The 20,509-nt window shown below is 60.9% G+C and carries 23 protein-coding genes and 1 tRNA gene; 7 read left to right on the plus strand and 17 right to left on the minus strand.

The window, feature by feature from the left end; all coding sequences use genetic code 11:
* The 3 genes from FGK63_RS02800 to FGK63_RS02810 all read right to left on the minus strand — a co-directional run bounded on the left by FGK63_RS02800 (position 1) and on the right by FGK63_RS02810 (position 3,445).
* Positions 1-666 (minus strand): L,D-transpeptidase, encoded by a 666-nt coding sequence (locus FGK63_RS02800; RefSeq protein WP_138840067.1) that lies wholly within the window; start codon positions 664-666, stop codon positions 1-3.
* 698 nt (positions 667-1,364) lie between these two features.
* Positions 1,365-2,741: an ATP-binding protein gene (locus FGK63_RS02805; RefSeq protein ID WP_138840068.1), complete on the minus strand. Its 1,377-nt coding sequence runs from the start codon at positions 2,739-2,741 to the stop codon at positions 1,365-1,367.
* A gap of 2 nt (positions 2,742-2,743) precedes the next feature.
* Entirely contained in the window at positions 2,744-3,445 is a 702-nt protein-coding gene (locus tag FGK63_RS02810; RefSeq protein WP_425471829.1) for a response regulator, read from the minus strand.
* A 240-nt stretch (positions 3,446-3,685) separates the two neighbouring features.
* On the opposite strand from FGK63_RS02810, the gene FGK63_RS02815 reads away from it, so the two are divergent.
* The 7 genes from FGK63_RS02815 (at position 3,686) to FGK63_RS21180 (ending at position 9,561) form a co-directional block, all read left to right on the plus strand.
* Positions 3,686-4,105, plus strand: coding sequence for a hypothetical protein (locus FGK63_RS02815; RefSeq protein WP_138840070.1), 420 nt, complete (start codon positions 3,686-3,688; stop codon positions 4,103-4,105).
* 164 nt (positions 4,106-4,269) lie between these two features.
* Positions 4,270-4,962: a hypothetical protein gene (locus FGK63_RS02820; RefSeq protein WP_138840071.1), complete on the plus strand. Its 693-nt coding sequence runs from the start codon at positions 4,270-4,272 to the stop codon at positions 4,960-4,962.
* A 464-nt stretch (positions 4,963-5,426) separates the two neighbouring features.
* Positions 5,427-6,893 (plus strand): sensor histidine kinase, encoded by a 1,467-nt coding sequence (locus FGK63_RS02825; protein WP_246043921.1) that lies wholly within the window; start codon positions 5,427-5,429, stop codon positions 6,891-6,893.
* Positions 6,890-7,498, plus strand: a complete 609-nt coding sequence (locus FGK63_RS02830) for a response regulator transcription factor (protein WP_138840073.1) — start codon at positions 6,890-6,892, stop codon at positions 7,496-7,498. The genes FGK63_RS02825 and FGK63_RS02830 overlap by 4 nt, the downstream gene beginning before the upstream one ends.
* Positions 7,499-7,587: 89 nt before the next feature.
* Positions 7,588-8,070 carry a GlcG/HbpS family heme-binding protein gene (locus tag FGK63_RS02835; protein ID WP_138840074.1) on the plus strand — a complete coding sequence of 161 codons (483 nt, stop codon included), beginning with the start codon at positions 7,588-7,590 and terminating at the stop codon, positions 8,068-8,070.
* Between the two features lie 66 nt (positions 8,071-8,136).
* Positions 8,137-8,811 (plus strand): ankyrin repeat domain-containing protein, encoded by a 675-nt coding sequence (locus FGK63_RS02840; RefSeq protein ID WP_138840075.1) that lies wholly within the window; start codon positions 8,137-8,139, stop codon positions 8,809-8,811.
* Between the two features lie 258 nt (positions 8,812-9,069).
* A complete protein-coding gene (locus FGK63_RS21180) occupies positions 9,070-9,561 on the plus strand; it encodes a nucleoside deaminase (RefSeq protein ID WP_138840076.1) in 492 nt (163 codons plus the stop codon).
* A gap of 317 nt (positions 9,562-9,878) precedes the next feature.
* Here the strand turns inward: FGK63_RS21180 and FGK63_RS20910 are convergent, their stop codons facing one another.
* The 14 genes from FGK63_RS20910 to FGK63_RS02915 form a co-directional block, all read right to left on the minus strand.
* Positions 9,879-9,998: a DUF3604 domain-containing protein gene (locus FGK63_RS20910; protein WP_218961098.1), complete on the minus strand. Its 120-nt coding sequence runs from the start codon at positions 9,996-9,998 to the stop codon at positions 9,879-9,881.
* A gap of 467 nt (positions 9,999-10,465) precedes the next feature.
* Positions 10,466-10,984, minus strand: a complete 519-nt coding sequence (locus FGK63_RS02855; RefSeq protein WP_246043923.1) for a DUF3299 domain-containing protein — start codon at positions 10,982-10,984, stop codon at positions 10,466-10,468.
* Positions 10,981-12,063, minus strand: a complete 1,083-nt coding sequence (locus FGK63_RS02860; protein ID WP_138840077.1) for a hypothetical protein — start codon at positions 12,061-12,063, stop codon at positions 10,981-10,983. Before FGK63_RS02860 ends, FGK63_RS02855 begins: the two co-directional genes overlap by 4 nt.
* Before the next feature lie 35 nt (positions 12,064-12,098).
* Entirely contained in the window at positions 12,099-13,352 is a 1,254-nt protein-coding gene (locus FGK63_RS02865) for an ABC transporter permease (RefSeq protein WP_138840078.1), read from the minus strand.
* Positions 13,349-14,074 carry an ATP-binding cassette domain-containing protein gene (locus tag FGK63_RS02870; RefSeq protein ID WP_138840079.1) on the minus strand — a complete coding sequence of 242 codons (726 nt, stop codon included), beginning with the start codon at positions 14,072-14,074 and terminating at the stop codon, positions 13,349-13,351. The genes FGK63_RS02865 and FGK63_RS02870 overlap by 4 nt, the downstream gene beginning before the upstream one ends.
* 2 nt (positions 14,075-14,076) lie before the next feature.
* A complete protein-coding gene (locus FGK63_RS02875; RefSeq protein WP_138840080.1) occupies positions 14,077-14,670 on the minus strand; it encodes a DUF2796 domain-containing protein in 594 nt (197 codons plus the stop codon).
* Between the two features lie 860 nt (positions 14,671-15,530).
* Entirely contained in the window at positions 15,531-16,004 is a 474-nt protein-coding gene (locus FGK63_RS02880) for a hypothetical protein (RefSeq protein ID WP_138840081.1), read from the minus strand.
* A complete protein-coding gene (locus FGK63_RS02885; protein ID WP_138840082.1) occupies positions 15,985-17,205 on the minus strand; it encodes a tyrosine-type recombinase/integrase in 1,221 nt (406 codons plus the stop codon). Before FGK63_RS02885 ends, FGK63_RS02880 begins: the two co-directional genes overlap by 20 nt.
* Before the next feature lie 150 nt (positions 17,206-17,355).
* Positions 17,356-17,430, minus strand: a tRNA-Phe gene (locus FGK63_RS02890).
* Positions 17,431-17,509: 79 nt separating this feature from the next.
* Positions 17,510-17,692, minus strand: coding sequence for a DNA gyrase inhibitor YacG (locus FGK63_RS02895; RefSeq protein WP_138840083.1), 183 nt, complete (start codon positions 17,690-17,692; stop codon positions 17,510-17,512).
* Complete coding sequence (locus tag FGK63_RS02900; protein WP_138840084.1) at positions 17,689-18,711, minus strand: ribonuclease E/G; 1,023 nt, start codon at positions 18,709-18,711, stop codon at positions 17,689-17,691. Before FGK63_RS02900 ends, FGK63_RS02895 begins: the two co-directional genes overlap by 4 nt.
* A complete protein-coding gene (locus FGK63_RS02905) occupies positions 18,711-19,286 on the minus strand; it encodes a Maf family protein (protein WP_138840085.1) in 576 nt (191 codons plus the stop codon). Before FGK63_RS02905 ends, FGK63_RS02900 begins: the two co-directional genes overlap by 1 nt.
* A gap of 10 nt (positions 19,287-19,296) precedes the next feature.
* Positions 19,297-19,515 carry a translation initiation factor IF-1 gene (infA, locus tag FGK63_RS02910; RefSeq protein WP_005620785.1) on the minus strand — a complete coding sequence of 73 codons (219 nt, stop codon included), beginning with the start codon at positions 19,513-19,515 and terminating at the stop codon, positions 19,297-19,299.
* Positions 19,516-19,584: 69 nt separating this feature from the next.
* On the minus strand, positions 19,585-20,481 hold the full coding sequence (locus tag FGK63_RS02915) for a carbon-nitrogen hydrolase family protein (protein ID WP_138840086.1): 897 nt from the start codon (positions 20,479-20,481) through the stop codon (positions 19,585-19,587).
* Between the last annotated feature and the right edge of the window lie 28 nt (positions 20,482-20,509).

Below are 20,509 nucleotides of genomic sequence, written 5' to 3' on the forward strand. Positions count from 1 at the left end.
TCAACTGCTTGCCGTCAAATACCGCTCGGCCGGATACAGATGCGCCGTCGCACCAGGCGCAACCTGGTCATACAGTCCGATGATATGCGGCATCACCATTCTGACGCAGCCGGAGCTGGCCCGGCCGCCGATGGATCTGGGATATGGCGTCCCATGAATGCGCAGGTATGTGTCACGCCCGCCTTCATACAGGTAAAAAGCCCTTGACCCCAACGGGTTGGTCGGTCCGCCGGGTACCCCGTCGGCGAACTGGGCATAATCCTGCGGATCGCGCCGGATCATGTCGGTCGTCGGTGTCCAACGCGGCCATTTTGCTTTTCTCCGGATCGTATAGGTGCCGGGCTCGTACAGATTGCCCCGCGCAATGGCCACTCCGAAACGCAAAGCCGTCCCGCCGTCCTGAATGAAGTAGAGGTACCGCGCGACCGCATCGACGTGGATGTCGCCCGGAACAAGGGGACGATTGGTCTCGACCTGCTGGGGCAAGAAGCGAGGGTGCAGACCCCAGGGGTTCGAAGTGGCCGGATCATAGTTTGCTGGTGTCACCTGCGCGTCCCAGGTCGCCCACTGAGACGACGTCGAAGATGCGGCCGCTATCGTAGTGCCTGCGATCGGTTGCGAAAACAATGCAAACGAGGTCACAACGAAATGTCGCCTGGTCAGCATGATTGGATCTCCTGTCGCCTTGCACTTCGCCAGATCGAATTGGCTTGACCCGAAACAATTCCAACAAGCCGCCGGCGAGTCCATTCGCATTTTTGTTCTGCCGGGAAAATTCCTTCTTCTGTGGTTTTTGGCAAACTGCCTGTTTCGAATGAACATCCCTTGGCTGTGTCTTTCGGGATCCCGATCAGATGCTCATTGCAACCCGATGCGGGATCGTCTGACAGCGTGTGGACCTGACCTACCTCACCTCACGTACCGTGCGGAACCCACCCTGCCGTTACCGGGTGTCAAGCTGTGTCGCGATGAACTCCGCGAACTGAGCGATGTCGCCGGCAACGCTCGCGGTTTCCAGCGCGGCCATGTACTCAGAACGGTCTTGTATCCGGAAAATAGTCCAAGGGTATCTTGGCGTCGAGCTTGAAGACGCATTGGCAATTGCCGAAGCTGTCGAAATCTGATCGGAACCGGGCTGCACTGCTTCAACGGCTCTAACCAGTCGTTCAACTTGTCATCCGCCGCCGCAATGCGGCTTCACCGAGCCAGGCATTCGCCGCATGTGCGAGATCAGCGCCCAGGCGGTGATCAGCGCAGCTATGCTGGCGTTTCGTTTGATAGGACGCCAAGGGCGTCATCCTACCAATTCTCGACCTTCAGCCGCTTTTACCTGGCCTGCACCAAGCACGAATTTCAGCGGAACCTTACGCAGGAACAGGTGATGGCAGAACTATTGAAACACGAAGACCCCGTTCCGTTTTGTTGTGTACGGCAATGGTGCCCCCGTGATCCTCGATGATCATTCGCGCAATGCTCAAGCCAAGCCCGACACCTTCACCGTGGTGTGATCCTGAGTTCGCAAGCCTGCTGAAGGGTTGGAAAACCGCGTCAACGTCCTCCAAGGGAATACCGGGGCCATTGTCGTCGATTTGGACGACGACGTGCCCGGCGTCGCTAAAGACGAACACGTCGGCTGTATCGCCGTACGTAAACGCATTTTGCACGACGTTGGAAATGGCGCGTTTCAAGGCGATGCGTTTTCCGATGAAAAGCACTTTTTCGCGAACGACGCAGGACACCGAAGCGCCGCTGTCGGAAAAGTCGTCACAAATGCTTTCCACGAGACTTCCCAAGTCGAGCAGGACGCGTTTCTCATGGTCGCTGGAAGCGCGAGCATAATCGAGGAACGAGCCGATGATACCATTCATTTCATCGAGCGCCTCAAGCGTCTTCTCGCGGTCTTCGGAAGGCGGGGAAAGCTCCGCACGCAGACGCATCTGCGTAATTGGCGTGCGCAGATCATGCGAAATGGCAGCCAGCATCCTGGTGCGGTTTTCAATCTGCCGGATCAACTGCTTTTGCATAGAGTTAAAGGCCTGCGCGGCAAGTCGAACTTCGTGGGGAGACGCTTCTTTCATTGGCGCGGCGTGCAAATCGTATCCCAAACGGGCTGCCGCGCGTGCCATCCTTTGCAAGGGTTCCGTCACTCGATTCACCAGCCAGACTGCAACGGCACCTTGCACCAAAAGGGCGATGATCAAGTTTATTACCAAAATGCGCGGCAGAACGCCGACCGAGGGTGTCGTCTGGCTGTAGACGTTGAGCCAGTCGGCCCCTCCGTGATGCACGGCGATGGCCAGTGACCAGCGGCTTCCTTCGGAAGTATTATCCGCCGGCTCGATTGTGTCCGGTCTGTTCGGAAGCAGGAAATTCGCAGGCAGTTTTGGGCGGAACCAGATCCGGATCTCGTTGTCGTTGATACGAGGGACATGCGTTCTAAAAAACGCGATCAGTTCTTGCTCTTCTTCCGTCGGCTCACGATTTTCGAAGGGCGGTGCCGTGCTGCTCCAAACGCGGAAAACGCGGCTGTCGGAGGCGGTCACGATTTCGGGGTTCCAGGCATCGGGAATGTTGCGCAACAAGCGACTGACGCCTGCCGCGCGCTCGGCGATGTCATATGCTTCCTGCAGAACCAGTGTGTCGGTCCTGTCACGCAGGTAGAGTGAAAAGCCTATTCCGTTCGCCACCAGCAACCCGACGAGCACGATCGCGACGGTCTGCGCCTTTAGACTGCGCAACATGGTCAGCTTTCCGATACGTCAGGCGTGAAAAGGTAGCCGCCACCCCATACGGTCTTGATGATCGCAGGATTTTTCGGGTCATCTCCCAACTTTCGGCGCAGGCGGCTGATCTGGATGTCGATGCTTCGATCGAAAACGATCGAGTTGCGGCCCCGCGTGAGGTCCAGAAGCATATCGCGGGTCAGCGTGCGCTGGGGCCGCTTCGCCAAGGCATGCAACAAGTCATACTCGCCGCTGCTGAGCGATACCACGATACCCTCAGAGCTCAGAAGCTCGCGTTTGCCCGTGTCGAGCCTCCACCCCTCAAAGCAGAGAAATCGGGCACCGTCCTCTGCCTTGGGCCTTGGATCCTGGGCAGCGCGGCGCAGTACGGCCTTGATGCGCGCGGTAAGTTCGCGACTGTTGAAAGGTTTGGCAACGTAGTCGTCTGCGCCCATTTCAAGGCCGACGATACGGTCGATGTCATCTCCCTTGGCCGTCAGCATGATGATCGGTGTCTGGTCGTTCATGCCCCGCAGTTCTCGGCACAGTGTCAGCCCGTCCTTTCCCGGCATCATGAGGTCCAAAACGATCAGATCGATCAAGTTGTCGGCAAGAACGCGACGCATGGTTGCTCCGTCTTCGACGCGGCTGATGCGGAAGCCATCGCGTTCCAGGACCTTGCCAACCAGATCACGAATTTCGCGATCATCGTCAACGATCAAGATATGGGGTGAGCGGGACATGTCGTTCTGTGAATCTCGCCTCAGATGCACTGGCTTCTAACACGGGTCGCAACGCGGGCAAACGTCCCCGGCGGCAGATACCAAAACCCTGGAAGTCGAAATTGTAACAAGGTGTTTCGAAACCGGAGATACCAAGGATTAGTTACAAACCGAAAAAACATCACCAGAACACTCAAGAAGCGGCAGCGGTACGGTTTCAAGAAAAAAGAGAGCAGACCGATGCGCACCACTCTGAAAAATACTTCGATTTCACCTTTCGCCGAGGCGGAAAGCGAAGAGTTGGCCCTCAACAGGGAATTGCGGGAACAGCAGGGAAACGAGGCCTGCGATTTCGCAGCTCAGCAAAGCGAAGAAATCCAGAATATTGTTGTTCGGGCGTGGGCCCTTGCGGAGCAGGCGATGAAGGACCCTTGCCCGGCCAGCGCTGTTGATCTTGTCGTCCTTCGCGAGCGCACCAGCTTGGCCGAAAAGGTTGAAGCGCTGCCAAAACAGCAGTTGATGCACCCGCTTGTGAATGCAGAAGTCTCACGGCAGGCAGCCATGATTGGTGCTCAGGGCGAAATCGCCAAAGCAATAGTACAGAGCACCGTGAAATACGCGACCAAGACGTCGCACGGTCTTGCCCGCTTTTTTCTCTGAACGATGTTTGTCGGCGCGCCTCAACCCGTCCCCATCCACGCCGACAGCCTGGCGGATCGGCCGATTTGTTCCCTCAAAAAACGCCGATCCGCCATTTTCTTACTTTGGAGATGAAATACATGCCGAGATTTCAAGCGGTTCAACGAATCTTGTCCAGGTTATTCATGCCGACGAATCTCAGACTCCGCTTGGCGGATACTGGCGGTAGTCTCACGGATGATTTGAAGGTTCTTTCACCGGTCCTCTGCGAAGCGGTAGAAGCAAACGCCATCGACCCGACGGTGAAGATTGGCGGACCCGATCTGCATCGTCCTCCCGGCACTGCACTTTTGGGCTACCGGGTCATCGGACAATACGAAAGGCACCCTTGGTCGAGTCGATTGAACGCATCTGACGCGCTGATCATCACGCGGTTCATGCTTGACGAAGTCGATGACGGGATGTCGCGGGTTCTTGGTCGAAACTGCTGTGGCATTGGGATACTAAATCTTTCGCTGTGCGGTCTGGAAATGTGCTGGAACAGTGATTTGATCCAGGCACTTGAGCGCCGCGCTCCCATCTATAGCCGCGCGACCATCCACTATCCGGACGGGGACGTCGAAATCGAGCATCTCGTCATGCTTGAAGGGTCTTATGGAAGCGGTCCCGTGCTGCGCGGCTGGTTCAACCCACTTCATGGAGCAAGAATTACCGGCCCTATCATGCAGGACGGTGTCAGGATCACTCGGGTTGAACGCGGCCGGCCAGTTTCCGTGCCGGTCGTGGCTGAAAATGCGGCTGCAATCAAGGGAGCGCAAATAGAGGATTGGGCAAGCGAGGTTTCCCTTTCGACTCTACAAAAAGCTGAAACCACTTGACCAGATCGGAGTTGTGTTGGCGATGGGAACTTCGTTTCAGCCAGGCGGCAACACGGCGCGGTTTCGCGCCACTCCCCGAGATTTCTGACGGTGGGTTCAACAACCCTGAGGTCGTCGCAGGCGTCCGCATTCTCACATTGTGACGGATGGAGCGATCAGCGTTGACGAACGCACCTGGCCCTTAGCAGACCTTGAGCGTGCACTTCCTATGCCGCATTTGAAGCCCACATTCCGGACACTCGCCGCGAGTGCAAAGTTCGTGTTCCATCGCCCCACTTAAGCCGGCCTCAGTAGTCCTACGGATTTCAAAATCGCGCCAAGAGATTATGCTGGCCCGAACTCTACGATGCGCAAACGGCATCGCCCACACCGGAACCGGAAACGTGTCAGAGAGAGCGCGATCAGCACGAGACATCCTGCGCCGACCACTTGCCCGTGGTATCGTCTGGGTGGTTGCCTGCGTCTTGGCGCTTGGGGTCCTCGCCGGTTTCGAGCGCAGCGCGCGGCTGGCCGACCTGACGGCGGAGAGCGAGCGCCTTCACGCGGTCGCCTCGCAACGCGTCGACCAACACGATGCGCATCTGACAGCCCTGTCGGCCATCGCGGTGGCCGGAGCGGAGCAGCGTCCGGACCTCTTTCGCGAGGTTGCGGGAGCGATCATGCGGTTCTACCCCCGGATCATCAGCATTTCCCTCGTGCCGCTCGAAGGGGAGGACGGCGTGCTGGAGATCGGTGTCCGCGAAGCCGATCTCCGGGAGCTCATCCGCGCGGCCGCCGAACGCTCGACCGGCGCCCCGGTCCTGGTGCGGTATCCCTCCGAACGCCCGGCCTATCTGATCGTCAAACGAAGCCCGAATTCCGAGACGGCGCGCTACGGGCTCGCACTCGTGATCGACGCCTCGGCGCTGCTCGATGGAGACTCCGACTATTGGACGCGGACCGAGGCGACGCGCTGGCTGGCGCTTCCCGACGGCACCTCGCTCGTCGGTGTGGCCCAGGGCGCGCGCGCACCACACTTCACCCGCGCCCTTTCGAGTGGCACGCAGCCGCTTGAGCTGAAGACTGCGATCCGCATGACGGTCTCGGACATCCTGCCTCCGGTCCGGGTGGCCCTTGCCCTTGCCCTGATTGCGATCTGTGCCATCGCTCTGCGCGCGATCGGTCGGCAACGCGCCAAGGTCCGCGCTGCGGAAGCGCGGGTTGAATTGAGCGGTCTCGAGACCCGTCTCAGCCATGCGTCCCGGGTGAACGCGCTCGGTGAGATGGCAAGCGGCATGGCGCATGAACTGACCCAGCCTCTGACGGCGATCCTGGCGCAGGCGCAGGCGGCCCGGCACCTGGCTGCACGGGGAGACATGGACCGCGTCGCGGGGATCCTCGAGGAGGTTGTCGGACAGACGCGGCGCGCCTCCGCGATCCTGGAGCGCCTGCGGACGTGGACGCGGCCGCGGGAGCGCAATGCAGAACCGATCGATCTCAGAGACTGCATCCGCGTGGCCGAAACCCTGCTCGCGGGACAAGCCCAAGAGCTTGGCGCCCGCCTCACCCTGACGATGCCAGCGACGCCTCTGACGGTGGAGGGCGATCGCGTGGAACTGGAGCAGGTGCTGTTCAACCTGATGCGAAACGCTCTCGATGCGGTCGCCGAGAGCGCGGGGGCGCGGGAGGTTGACGTTGACGCGTCGCTCGACGGCGAAATGGCGATGATCGACGTGACCGACACCGGGCCCGGCATTCGGCCGGATGTGCGGGATCGGCTGTTCACCCCATTCGTCACAACACGGGAGAGCGGAACGGGCCTCGGCCTCGCGCTCAGCCATCGTCTGGTCGAGAGGGCTGGCGGCGATCTGATATTGGTCGAAGCCCGCGACGGCGCCCGATTCAGGATCAGCCTGCCGCTGGCCCGCGCCGCCCGGGAGGCCGCGGAATGACCGCGCCGGTCTATCTCGTCGACGACGATGCGGCGGTTCGCGACGCTCTCTCGCTGCTTCTCTCGACGGTCGGGATCGATGTCAGGACCTTCGCCGGCCCCGAAGACTTCCTGTCAGCTCTGCCGAAGCTCGATCCGAGTTGCCTGATCCTCGATATCCGGATGCCGGCAATCTCGGGGTTGAAACTGCAGGAACGTCTGACCGCGAGCGGTGTGGCCTGGCCGACCGTCGTGATTTCGGGGCACGGCGATATTGAGGCCTGCCGAAAGGCGTTCCGCAACGGCGCCATCGACTTCCTGTCGAAACCGGTCGACGAACAGGATCTCATCGACGCCATCCAGAAAGGGCAGGCAGCGCTCGGCCGGGCCGCCGAGGCCGATGCCGAGCGCCGCGAGACGATAGCGCTCCTGGCCGGGTTGACGCCGCGCGAGCGGGAAGTGCTGTCGCTCGTGGCGCGTGGCTTCGCGACCCGAGACATCGCCGGAGCGCTTGATGTCTCCCCTCGGACGGTGGAAAGCCATCGGGCGGCGATCGGAACCAAGCTCGGCACGACGTCGCCAGCCGAGATGACCCGTCTCTGGATCGAGGCCGAGAGCGCTCCGTAGTTCTACGGAGGTGTCGGGCCGGCCTACGAATGGGGCGGGCTCCCGCGATGGCGTATGTCTCTCCCTGTCATCAGCAAAGGAGAACCGACATGCTCAGAACAACCGCTCTTCTCGCGGCCCTCGCTGCTCCCGTGGCGGCCGTGGCCCAGGATCTGCCCACCAGCCCTTATCTACCGCTTGCCATGGCGGTTGATGCTGCAAATGCCGCGCTCGCCGCCTGTGCGGCCGACGGCTATAACGTCAGCGTCGCCATTGTCGCCCGCGACGGCGCGACCAAGGTGCATCTGAAAGCGGACAATTCCGGCCCGCACACCGTTGGCAGCGCGCAAGGCAAGGCCTTCACCTCAGCCTCGATGGGCCGCGACACCGCCGGGTTGGCCCAATTCATCGGCGAGAACCCGCAGCACGACGGTTTGCGCTATATGGATGCGCGCATGGTCATCCAGGGCGGCGGTCTGCCGATCCGGATCGGCGGCGCGCTGGTCGGCGGTATCGGTGTTGGCGGTGCGCCCGGCGGTCACCTGGACGAGGCCTGCGCCCGCGCCGGGCTGGATGTAATCGGCGCCGAATGAGCCCCATGGGGTCCGTGCACCGTGCGCGGACCCCTCACCACGAACACCACAAGGAAAGGTCGAACCATGCGCCTTCTTCCCCTGATTGCCCTTCTCACCGGACTTGCCGACCCGCTTCTGGCGCAAACCGCCCCGTCTGCCAGCGAACTCGCGGCCTATGACGGACTTTTTCGTGCCGCGCACGAGGGCAATGTCGAAATGATCGAGCGGCTGGTCAAGGATGGCGCCGACGTCAATGCGCGCGATCGCCGGGGTCGAACACCGATACACGTCGCCGCCTTCGCTTCCGAGGACGAGGCGCTCCGTGCTCTGGCCAAGGCTGGTGCGGATTTAAACGCGCTGGAGCATCAAGCCTATGACGTCGTGACGATTGCCGCTGTCGCAGACGATCCCGAGCTGATGTCGCTTGCCATCGAACTGGGCAACGATCCCGGCTTGACGACCAGCCCCTATGACGGCACCGCACTGATCGCCGCGGCCCATCTGGGCCATGTCGAGGTCGTGCGGCGGCTAATCGCGGCAGGTGCGCCCCTCGATCACATCAACAATCTGCACTGGACGGCCGTCATGGAAGCCGTGGTGCTGGGCGACGGCGGTCCGGATCACCAAGCCGTGCTCGACGCGCTGCTGTCAGCCGGGGCTGACCGCAAGTTGGCGGACCGTGACGGCGTCACTCCCGTTCAGCATGCTAAAGCGCGCGGATACGCCGAGATGGTGGAACGCCTGAAAAGAAAGGACTGAGCTGCGAACGGGTCAGCTGTCAACGTCGTAAACGCATATAGACTCAGGCGAAAACGGTAGACCCTCATGTGCCCGAAGAGGCCAGAATGACCAGGGGACTTGCATTTTTGGATCCGCGATCGCGTCTCAGCAAAACCTTCGTAGAGGGCGGACGTGATTGACATCGATAACAACGCTTAGAGTTTCTGACCTCGGTTAAGCTGCGCCGACCGCGACGAAAAAAACCAAACGACGAACAGAATGAAAAGGAAAAGACAAATGAGACCGCCTCTTCGAGCTGCTCCCTATTTTACCCGGCGTCGAATTTTTGCCGCTACGGGTCTTGCCGCGCTGAGCGTTTGCCATGGTGGACCCGTCCTTGGCGAAACGCCTCCAGAAAATGACAATCCGATCCGGCAACCCGTTGATCCAGGCGAAGAGGCATTTATTAGCCGGGCGTTCGAGATGCGTCAGACTGCGATTGAATTTGGAGATCAGGCTTACGGAGCAGTTATCGTTCGTGACAGTGTCATTATCGGCCAATCCTGGAGCAGGGTCGTCTTGGACAACGATCCGACCGCCCACGCGGAAATGGAGGCAATAAGAGATACCGCGCGCCGGCTCAACAGCAGAGACTTGAGCGGATCGGTCATGTATTCAACATCTCGGCCTTGCCCGATGTGCGAGGCGGCCGCCTTTTGGGCTGGCGTGGGACAGATGGTCTATGGGCGCGACATGAGAACGGGCGGCTCCCCAAAGTTGTGTAGTTAGTCTCGACTCGGAGTTCCGCCCGCACTCCGCACGCGCGTCGAATTCACACGCCCCGCCCTGACTACTGAAACGCTGCGGGCCACACCCTTGGCTGTTTGCCGACGAATGGACGTCTGAGGGTATCAGTCGATTGACCGGCTCATATCCCGAAATCGACTTTAATTGCATTGCCCACTTCCGACGGGACAATGACCGGGCACAATTCGGATTCCGCAATCCACAATGATCTACCCGCCTGGCGTGTACCAGATCGGCGAGATGTAAGAATGTTCTGTCACCGTCATCGGAATCACCGGGGCGACCTCTCCCTCCTTGTACTAAGCCGCGTCGTATTCGGTCCAGCGCGGCGTCGGAAATTCGATTTCGCGGGCGCAGTAGTGCGTATTCAGGGATGGCTCGAAGTCCGGGTCCCGCCAGACAGTGATCAGTTCCGGCATGGACCGCCTCACGACGCTGACCGCACGCAGCCCGGTCCTTTACAGATTTCTGACGGGCGATGCCGTCGAGACGCTCGGTCGGAGGAACCCGGAGGTTTGGAAGGCGCTCGGACACCTTGCCGCCGAGCACATTTGCCTGTCCGTCACGGCCATCGAAGACCTTTCCATTCGCTCCTCTGAGGTCCGCCTGGACGCAGTCACTTTACGCCTTGTCGGCAGACGGCTGGACATTCCGCTTGGCAACGCGGTTGTCAAGGTGGACGCGACGCAAACGGAACTCGCTCGGATAGACGAGGCGAACGGCGGGAGTGCGCCTGGTTCGCGGAACTCGCAGCAGCCATCCAGAGGTGATCATAGTGCGCCGTGGTGGGGGCAGTCTTTTTCATGTGTCGCCAAGTTGGCCGGCGACAAGGAGCAGTGGCTCTTTCCGTTTCGAGCCCAGCTTTCACAGGTCCGAAATCAGACTGTCACGAATACGGCACGATCTCGTCGGCGGACAGTGCATAGCCAACCTCGGCGAGTTGGGTGTTGGTTGCGGCGGTGCCGAACATCCCGGTCACGTGGACGGGCTCGAACAGAGACCTGCTTTCGTATGGTTTTTCGGTCGTCACGAAAATCAGCTGGTTGGGCGGCGGCGGGGGCACGTGGATGCAGGCGCCGACATAAGGCACCAGCAAGGCCGAGGTGACACCTTGTTCCTTGTACTCCAGCGGAACCAGGTAGCCGGGGATGCGCACGCGTTTGCCGTTGTACTCGGTAGTGACCTGTGCGTTGGTTTCCTGGTCGAACGGGGTGCTCAACTGGCCGTGCTGAATCACGCCCTGTCTGCGGAGGGCTTCCATCGCCTCTCCACCCGCATCCGGGGCGAGGTCGGACCATCTCAATTCGATCGGCGCTTCCTCGGCTTTCAGCGGCAACCCCGCCGCAGTCAGAACACAGCCCGAAAGGATGGTTTGGCGCAGAAAAGCGCGGCGTGACATGGTCATTCAAAAACTCCGCTTTCCGGCGATACGTCGTCTCCCATACCTGATCTGGCGGAAACGCCTTCGGCCAATGCGATATATTGGCTGACGGTCAACACATCCGCCATCGAACGAACGGAGCCGTTCCGGACCAGCGAGGACAGCGTGTCGCTCTGCGACCAGACACCTCGGGCGCCGAACTGCCGGGCGACTGCCGGCGCCAGATGAGGCGCAGCTTGGAGCGCATGGTCCATGGCCTCGGCCACCGCGCTCTGCATGGTCTCGTCGCCGTACTGGCTGTGCAGGGCCAACGCTTCGACGATCATTTCCTGTGTCGCGGCTGAATAGGCCGGACCGGAGAGATAGGTTTCGGCGATGGTCCGCACGCTTTCGGGGCCGTCCATCTCGATCATCGCCGTGGCGAAGGCGCCCAGCAAAGTGCTTTCCAGTTGCGCCGAACGGTGCATTCCCCGGATCAGATAATCGCGCGCCGCGTCGCCGCCGGCTATGCCCAGCAGGAGGACCCGTATGGCCCGAAGGTCCATCTCGGCCCGGTCGTCGATTCTGGACAGGATCCGCCCGGTGTCGACCTGCAATTTGTGCGAGACGAGAAATCCGTAATCCGCCCGATCAAGTTCCCGAAGGGCCAGTTTCCCCACAACCGGGTCGGGATGATTCAGCAGTTCCGCAAAAGTCCGGAACCTGCCGGCATCCTCGCCGAGTCTCCATTCGGGCAGTTGGTCCAGCACCGAACGAAGCACCGGCTGCATGGCCGAATCGATGTAGGCGACGCGAAGCCACGGCCCGTATGCGCCTTCGCGGGCGAACAGCACGACATCGTCCTGGGACCGGGCCAACCGGCGCCGGGTGATGGAATCGACGAGGTTCGGTATGTCCGCGTCGGCGTCCATGCCGGACAGGTCTTCAACCACCTTGTAGCGAAAGGGGTTTGCCGGATCCTGCCGGACCAGAACCACATGCTCGCTTTCGATCAGCCGATCGACCATCGTCGGTTGCGGCACATAGTTGTGGAACCCGCAGGCGCCTGCCGCCGAGGCGGCGCCCATCAGAAATCCGATCAGCACTGCGGACAAGCGTGTCATGCGCGCATTCTGCCTTTTTTGGGAACCGAGAGAAATCACATTTTGATCATCATGCCATCCGCCAGGGACATCCGGTAGGCCCGGACGGCGGGCAGCAGGCTGACCAATGCCGATGCAGCCAGGACCGCGACCAGCAGCAGACCCTCTCGGGCCGACAAAGCGGTGATCGGGATAAAAAGACCATAGGTGTAGTCCAGCCAAGGCTGGATGGCCGCCAAGCCGAGATAGAGCAGCACGACACCCGTCGCCGCGCCGACCGCCCCCATCAGTATCGCCTCGATCATCAACAGCGCCACCACCGCCCAGGGCCCTGCCCCCATCGCGCGCAGGATCGCCATCTCGCGCCGGCGCGCATTGAGGCCCGACAGGATCATGGCCGACATGCCCATCAAGGCCGTGACCACAACCATCGCAGACACGCCGACCAGCGCGGTTTCGGCAATGCCGACGATGCCCCACAGCTCCTGCAACGCGACGCCCGGCAGAACGGCAAGCAGGGGCTCCTCGGGGTACTCGTTGATGGCGCGCTGAACAGTGAAGATCTGCAGGGGCGACTCGACCCCCAGCATCGCGGCCGTGATCGCCTTGGGCCGCAGATTCATCTCCCTGAGCCGGTCGACCGGAGTCGGCGCGCCGGGTTTTTGCGCACCGCTTTGCCAGTCGACGTGGATGGCTTCGATCGCTTCGAGGCTGACGATCACCGTACGATCGACGGGCGTTCCGGTTTTCTCCAGAATGCCCGAAATGCGGAACGGCGTGTCCTCGTGCTCGCTGAAAGAGGCCAGGCCATGAGCCACGATGATCGGATCTTCGACCACGTAGCCAAGCTGTTCCGCGACATCCGCACCGACGACGGCATCGAACAGGTCGGCCATCACCCGCCCCTGTTGGAAGGCCAGCGGCCGGCCGCCGCGGTACCGGTAGCGCTCGAAATACGCTGGCGTCGTGCCCATGACGCGGAACTGCCGGTGGCTGTCGCCCAGAGAGATCGGGACCGCCCATGACACCTCGGGCCTGGACGCTATGTCCTGAAAGCTTTCCCAGGTCACGTTGTTGGTCGCGTTGCCGATCCGGAATACGGAATAGAGCAACAGTTGCACGCTGCCGGACCGCGCCCCCATGATGAGGTCGGTGTCCGAGATCGTGTCTGTGAAACTGGCTCTTGCGCCGGTTCGCAGCTTTTCCACGCCGAGGAACAGAACCACCGACAGGGCGATGGCAAGGATCGTCAGGCCGACGGTCATCCCCCGGCTCTTGAGCGACAGAAATGCCAGCCTGAACAATGTCATGCCGCTGCCACGCCGCTCGTGACGGCGAGATCGGAAAGCTGGACCGAGCGATCGAACCGATCCGCCAACCGCTCGTCATGACTGACCATGATCAGGGTGCTTTCCGCCTGCGCGACCTGATCGAACAGAAGGTCGATGAACTCGGCCTGAGCCTTCTTGTCCAGTGCCGAGGTCGGCTCGTCCGCCACGATGATCTCGGGCCGGCCGATCATGGCGCGCGCCACCGCGACCCGCTGTTGCTGACCGACGGACAGGTTCGACGCCGGCTCGTCCGTGACGAGGTTCCGCGGCAATCCCAAAGCGGCGGCAAGTTCCAGCGCCTCGTCCCGCGGCGAGGCGCAGCGCGCCCGGCGTTCAGGCGAAAAGCGGAGCGGAACAAGAATGTTCTCGATCGCGCTGGCATAGGGCAACAGGTTGAACATCTGGAAGATCACGCCGATCTTGTTCGCGCGCAGACGGTCGCGCCGCGCGGCACTCAGCTGGGTCAACTCCTGCCCGGCGACACGGATCGACCCCTGATCCGGAGCGACAACGCCGCAAATCAGGCTGAGAAGCGTCGATTTCCCGCCGCCGCTCTCGCCAAGCAGCAGCAGCCTTTCGGCGCGCGGCACGCGGAATTCGGCGACCGTCATCGAGAACGCGCTGTTCGGCCAGGAAAACCGAATGTCGTTGACGTCAACCGCACAGGTGTCGGGCTGGGCCGGGGCCGCGCCATGATGCATGGTCAGAACATTTCCCTCAGGTCGAGTTCCACATCGGATCGCCCGATCTCATAAGCCCGCGCGCCTTTGGGCGACACGACCTGAACGTCCAGTTCCTGTGCATTCGGGAACCTTTCGAAATAGTCGAAGCGGATGCCGTCGATCGCATCGATGTTTTGACAGGTCATCACGTACTCGGCGTGGAATTCGCTGTGAACCGCAGCGTGATCTTCCGCGTGCTCGGAGTGATCGTGTTCTTCAGTGGCCTCGCCGGAATGGTCGCCTTCGGTTTCGTGCTCGCCGATCTGCGACATGGCCACAGAAACGTTGGCAGATTTGACGGTGCAGCCGGCCTCGTCGGACACAACGAACAAGGTCAGCGGCTTGGCGAGGTCCGAAATCGCCGCCTGCACCAGGTCGCGATCCTCGGCCGTCACCGCCGCATGTTCGAAACCCACGATATCGGCGCCGGGCGCCTCCAGCGACAGCGAGAAGTCCGAACCGGAAAACGCGATCCCGACCGTGCCGGCTCCGTGCACATGCGCGTCGACGGACCGGGTCTGTTCGGCGGAAAGGGCGGCGGGAAAAACGGACATGGCGAGAACGAGGTGTTTCATGGGCGGGTCTCCAAGGCTCCGGGAACTACGGCCGACATTAGTCAATGGATGTGACGGCACTGTCAAAGGAAAGCGGTAGGGTCGGCCAGGAAGCGCGCAGGCATTCTCTAGACCTGAAATGCCGCGGAATAGCTGCCAATCAATATCAGCGAAGGGAGGCGTGGCGAACTTTGCCCAGTATTCGACTTTGCGCTTGGCCGGATACGGATGCCGATGCCGACTTTGCAGCAAGCGGAACTCGCCCCGTTTCCGGTCCGGCCTTCAAGCGACTCAGCGGCTTCGTTTTTTTCGGTCTCCAAGCGTTGACCCGCGTGCGTGCGCCGGCCATGGACAGGAGCCATGAGGCGGTTAGGAGTTCTTGGTGATGGATGGTGCCGGGGGCGGATCCGAACAAGAATTTTTATTTGTTATATTTCAATTATTTACACGATTACCAAAGTTAGCCCATACCCCGATTCAAACCACCGGAACCCAAACATACGAATCCGGAATCGAACAGGGGTATAGTCTGGGGTGTCAAACCCGGTCAAATTTTAGCAAAAATGACTTGCCAAATCTAGGCCGAGGTCTGCGGCATAGGGCCTTGCCAATTCCTGTCGGTCCAGCAGAGCCGTGGAGCCGCGTTGATCGCCGAAGACCTGCAGGAACTTCGTTCTAACGGCCAGGTCAAGGAATAGAAAAACCGCCTCAAGACCATCCAGCGCCAGCTACACGGTCGGGCGGTAATCAATCTGGTCAGAGCCCGGTTGCTGGGCGTTCTAACAGAAGCGGCGCCGGAGCTGCACCGAAATCTAAGTTAGAATCAAACTAGGATACCGATCAGCATCCAGCCCCCTTCTCGCCCTTGGCGAAAAACTGCTTCAGTTTGCTCGTGTTAGCGCGGCTTCCGAAATTCGGCCGCCCGCGCCGTTGCTGGGGCCATGGTCAAATTTTTCCACGGCCAAGACCAAAAGGATCTTTCTTAAGGTGTTCAGTTCCTTGGTCGTCGCACTCTTGGTGCGTTCGTCAGTTGACCCAGATACCGTCGCACGATCGATCGCCTCGCTCAGGGGCTTCGGTAGCTGAATTCCGGCATCCGACAGCAAGTCTCTCGCATCTTTCGGGCTTATCGACCTGGATTTGGCTGTCCCGTCATAGCGGGTATCGAGCACGTCTTGGATTTCCAGTACCAAGTTGCTTTGTTCATCACTAAGTTCAGGTGTCGCTTTGGAACGCCTGACCTTTTGGGGATCGCACCCCAACGCTAACCAACACATCTGGTCCACGTTCCAATGGGCGGCTCGCGCCCACAGTTCAGTCCTGATTTCGTAGCTCTCACTGTCTCTTTTGCTCAAGTGCCTTCTCCATTGCAACCCGTTGCAATTCGTCCAATTCGTCAGCCCACCACTGGGACATCTTCACACGCTCATCCCAATATGCCCCTCTTGCGTACGCGCGCCGGACTTCATTTCCTTCGACATGGGCCAAGGCTCGTTCGATCGCATCGGGATTCCAATGACCACTTTCGTTTGCAAGCGTGGAGAACGTTGCTCGAAACCCGTGTGCCGTCATTTCCTCGTTGCCGAAGCCCATCTTGCGAAGCGCCTGGTTGAAGGTGTTCTCGCTCAAAGGTTTGATCTTCAGGCTTTGAGACGGGAGGACGAGAGCATCCGGATGCGAGTACGTCTTGAGTTCTTCCAGAACTAAGATGGCTTGGCGTGGGAGCGGTGCGACATGTTCAGTGCGCATCTTCATCCTCTCCGACGGGATGCTCCATTTAGCTGCGTCCAAGTCGAACTCATTCCAACCGGCTAGCCTCAGTTCTCCGGGACGAACATGGAGAATGGCCAGAAGTTTTAAGCCGAGTGCGACCACCCTGTATCCGCCATAGCTATCGATGGCAGCCATGAGTTCTCCGAGTCGGTCCTTGTCCGTGATTGCTGAGCGAGACTTGACACGCTTGCGTACAAGCGCGCCTTTCAACGGAATTGTCGGGTCGTTGGTGGTGATGCCGCTAGCAATGGCGTACCTGAAGACTTCTCCGATCGTCGTTCTCAATCTGCTAGCGGTTTCCAGGTTGCCGGTTTTTTCCTGCCTCTTCAGAACAGCAAGAACTTCGCTCGACGTGATCTCCATGATCGGGCGCCCTTCGAGATCCTTGTTGGCCATACCAAGCAGCCACGCCTTCTTCTTGACCGTTTGTTCGGCGCGTCCCTCAAGGCGATTTTTCTCCAGCAGTTCAGCCGCAAGAACGTCGAAACGACCGCGAGCCTCCACTTCCGCCGCGCGTTTCCGTTCCTTTTTCACCGTTGAAGGGTCAATACCTTCAAGTAGCAGCTTGCGGTCCCTGTCGCGTTTGTCCCTGGCTTCCTTCAATGAAATCAGAGGGTAAGGACCGTATGACATCAGTTTTTCTTTGCTATTGAAGCGGTACTTCAGGTGCCAGTGCTTGGATCCGTTCGGTTTTACCAAAATGTACAGGCCATTTTGGTCTGAACGTTTGTAGGGGCGCTCAGAAGGTTGTAGGTTTTTCAATGCTATATCGGTCAGAGGCATGTCGTTTGATAGCAAATTGCAACCCCCACTTCCACCCCCAGATTTTTCGGCTGGAGGTGGACAAAACCGGAACACGCTGGACAATCAAAAGACGAAACATCAATAATAACAGACACATCGGACGTTATCGGACTATCGTGGAGGTTGTAGTGGTGCCCGGGGGCGGAATCGAACCACCGACACGAGGATTTTCAATCCACTGCTCTACCCCTGAGCTACCCGGGCACGGGAACGGCGAGTGCCGTTGGGTGGAGGCCTTCTATGACTTGCTACAGGCGGTGTCCAGAGGATATTTGAGATTTTTTCAATGCGGGCGCGCGGGGTTTTCTTCGTCCGGAATTTCGCGTGCTTCCGCGTCGTCCTGCTCTGCCGAGGGCACTGCGTAGGACCCGTTCAGCCACTTGGCCAGGTCCAGGTCCGCGCAGCGTTTCGAGCAGAAGGGGCGGTATTTGCGCTCCGTTTTCTCGCCGCAGATCGGACAGCTCATTTCAGCACCTCCGCCAGCGGCACGCGGCCGCGTTTGCGCTGCAGTTCGAAATGGCCGAGCGGCGTCCATCCGGCCAGCGTGGTCTCTTCACTGTCCGCCCTGAAAGCTGCGCGCAGGGCGGATTCGAACCCGCGCCGGTCTTTCTTGGCCATCGGCGCCAGGTCCAGCGTGATCTGCCCCCCCAATCCGCGTACACGCAGCGCCCGCGGCAGGGCCTTGGCGCAGGCGAAATTCGCCTTTTGCCCGGCCGCCAGCGAGGTGTCGGCGCCGGTATTCACGTCCACCGCGACCAGCGCGCGGGTCGGCTGCACATAAAGATGCCCGCCGCCGGGCAGAGGCTCCGCGATCCCACGCGCCGTCTCCAGCGCATCCAGCACGCCATGAGTGGCAAAGCCGCCAGTCTCCGTCACGATCTCTGCCGGGTCGGTCCAGTCGCGCCAGGCCAGCGCATGCGGGCCATCCCCTTCGACCAGCGTCTCGGGCTCGGAGCCGGGGTCGTCCAGGATCTGCGCCGCCAGGGCGGACATGGCCGCGATGTCCTCGGCGATTTCGTCCGCCGACGCGTCGGCGCAGCAGGACCGCAGGATCAGGCCAAAGGCCGAGCCGTCCATCGCGTCATGCGCGATCTCCAGCAGCCGGTCGCGCACGCCCTCGTCGCGGATGCTGCGCGAAACATTGAGGCCCGGCGCGTCGGGCGTGACGATGGCATAGCGGCTCTTGAACAGCAGGCGGCTTGTCACCGGGATCGCCTTGCCCGGCTCGGCGTAGCCGCCGACCTGCACCAGCAGTTGCGCGCCGGGCGCAAGGCCCTTGACCTGCCTCAGAAAGGCCGGGCCGTCCGGCGTGGACAGGAACATGCCGCCCTGTCCTTTCACGGGACGATCCGCGCGGGCCCGGTATATCGTTCCGGGCGGGGGCGCATCGCCTGCGATCAGGAAATCGTCGAGCTTGCCGTCCACCATCAGGGCGGCAGCTTCGCGGTTCTGGATGTGGTCCAGGATGATGGTGCGGCCTTTCATCATGCCCTCCCGTACAGCGGGTAGCCGGCCGCTTGCAGCAGCGCGGCGGTTTCCGACAGCGGCAGGCCCACGATACCGGTGAATGACCCGCTGATCCACGGGATGAAGGCCCCGGCGGGTCCCTGGATCGCATAGGCACCAGCCTTGCCCTGCCAATCTCCGGTCGCCAGATAGGCGTTGATCTCTTGATCCGCCAGGCGCTTGACCTTGACCTGGCTCACCACGTCGCGCTCCCAGACCTTATCGCCCCGGCGCACCGCGACGGCGGTGATGACCCGGTGCCTGCGCCCCGACAGCGCAAAAAGGAACTCGGCCGCCTCGCCCGCATCGGCGGGCTTGCCCATGATGCGGCGACCGACGGCGACGGTGGTGTCGGCGCAAAGCACGATGTCCTCCGCATCCGCCCGAACCGCCAGCACTTTTTCACGGGCGATCCGGGCGCAATACGGGCGCGGCTGCTCGCCGTTTCGCGGCGTCTCGTCGATGTCGGGAGGAAGCACGGCGTCGGGCCGCACGCCAAGCTGAGCCAACAGGTCCAGCCGTCGCGGACTGCCCGATCCCAGGATGAACGCCATTAGGCTGGCGTTATTTGAAGCGGTAGTTGATCCGACCCTTGGTCAGATCATAGGGGGTCATCTCGACCTGAACGCGGTCGCCAGCCAGAACACGGATGCGGTTCTTGCGCATCTTGCCTGCCGTATGTGCGATGATCTCATGGCCGTTTTCCAGCTCGACCCGAAACGTCGCATTCGGCAGGAGTTCCTTCACGACACCGGGAAATTCGAGCGTATCTTCCTTGGCCATGTTGTCTCCATAATTGCGTTTAGCCCGCAGAATCTGCGGGACGTGTGTCTAAATGAGCGCATCTCCCCCTTATTTCAAGGGCTCAAATGCCTTCAGGCAACAGTTTGTGACCGATTGGACGCGGGGTTCCTGCTCGGACCAGTGCTTGCGGTTCAGCACTCTGCCGTCGGCGCGGACATGCGCGATCGCCTCGAGGTCGATCTCGGCATAGGTCCAGCCAGGCCGGTTCAATGCGCCTTCGGCCAGAACGCCGGTTTCGGGAAAGCCCACGTCGGGCGGGCCGAACACGCCGCCCATGCCGGTGTTCATGTCCACCGCCTCGGACCAGTCGTTGCTGCCGACCAGCGACGCCATCACCGTAACACATTGATTTTCCAGCGCTCTTGACATCGCCCCGATGCGGACGCGCCAGTATCCCGACAGCGCCTCGGTGCAGGACGGCACCAGGATCAGATCCGCGTCGCACAGTGCCCGGCCGAGCAGGGGAAACTCGCTGTCATAACAGATCAGGACGCCGATCCTGCCCAGTGCGGTGTCGAACAGTTTCAGCGGGCCGCCCGGTGCGATGTCCCATTGCTCGCGTTCGAACCGGGTCATGATCTGCTTGTCCTGATGGTCGTGGGTTCCGTCGGGGGTGAAGAGTTCGGCCCGGTTCACCGGCCGCCGGAATCCGGCGTCGACGGGCGCCGAAGCGCCCAGAATGTACAAATTGTACTCTTTCGCGAGCCGCATGTGCAGTTTTGTAACATCCTCCATGCGGTCGGAAACCGCGTGAATCGACCGTTCGAGGTCACCCGCCACCCCGGCGCCGTCCAGGGTCGAAAGCTCCATCGCGCCGTACTCGGGAAAGACCAGCAGCTCGGCCCCCTGCCCGGCGGCTTCGGACACCCAGTTGGCCAGCTTGTCCTCGTACTGCGCCCAGCTGTCGAGCCAGTCGAGAGGATAGGCGGCGGTGGCGATCTTCATGGCGGCGTTCCCATATGCAATTTGCCCG

This window comes from Ruegeria sediminis (assembly GCF_005938215.1).
Classification (GTDB): domain Bacteria; phylum Pseudomonadota; class Alphaproteobacteria; order Rhodobacterales; family Rhodobacteraceae; genus Ruegeria; species Ruegeria sediminis.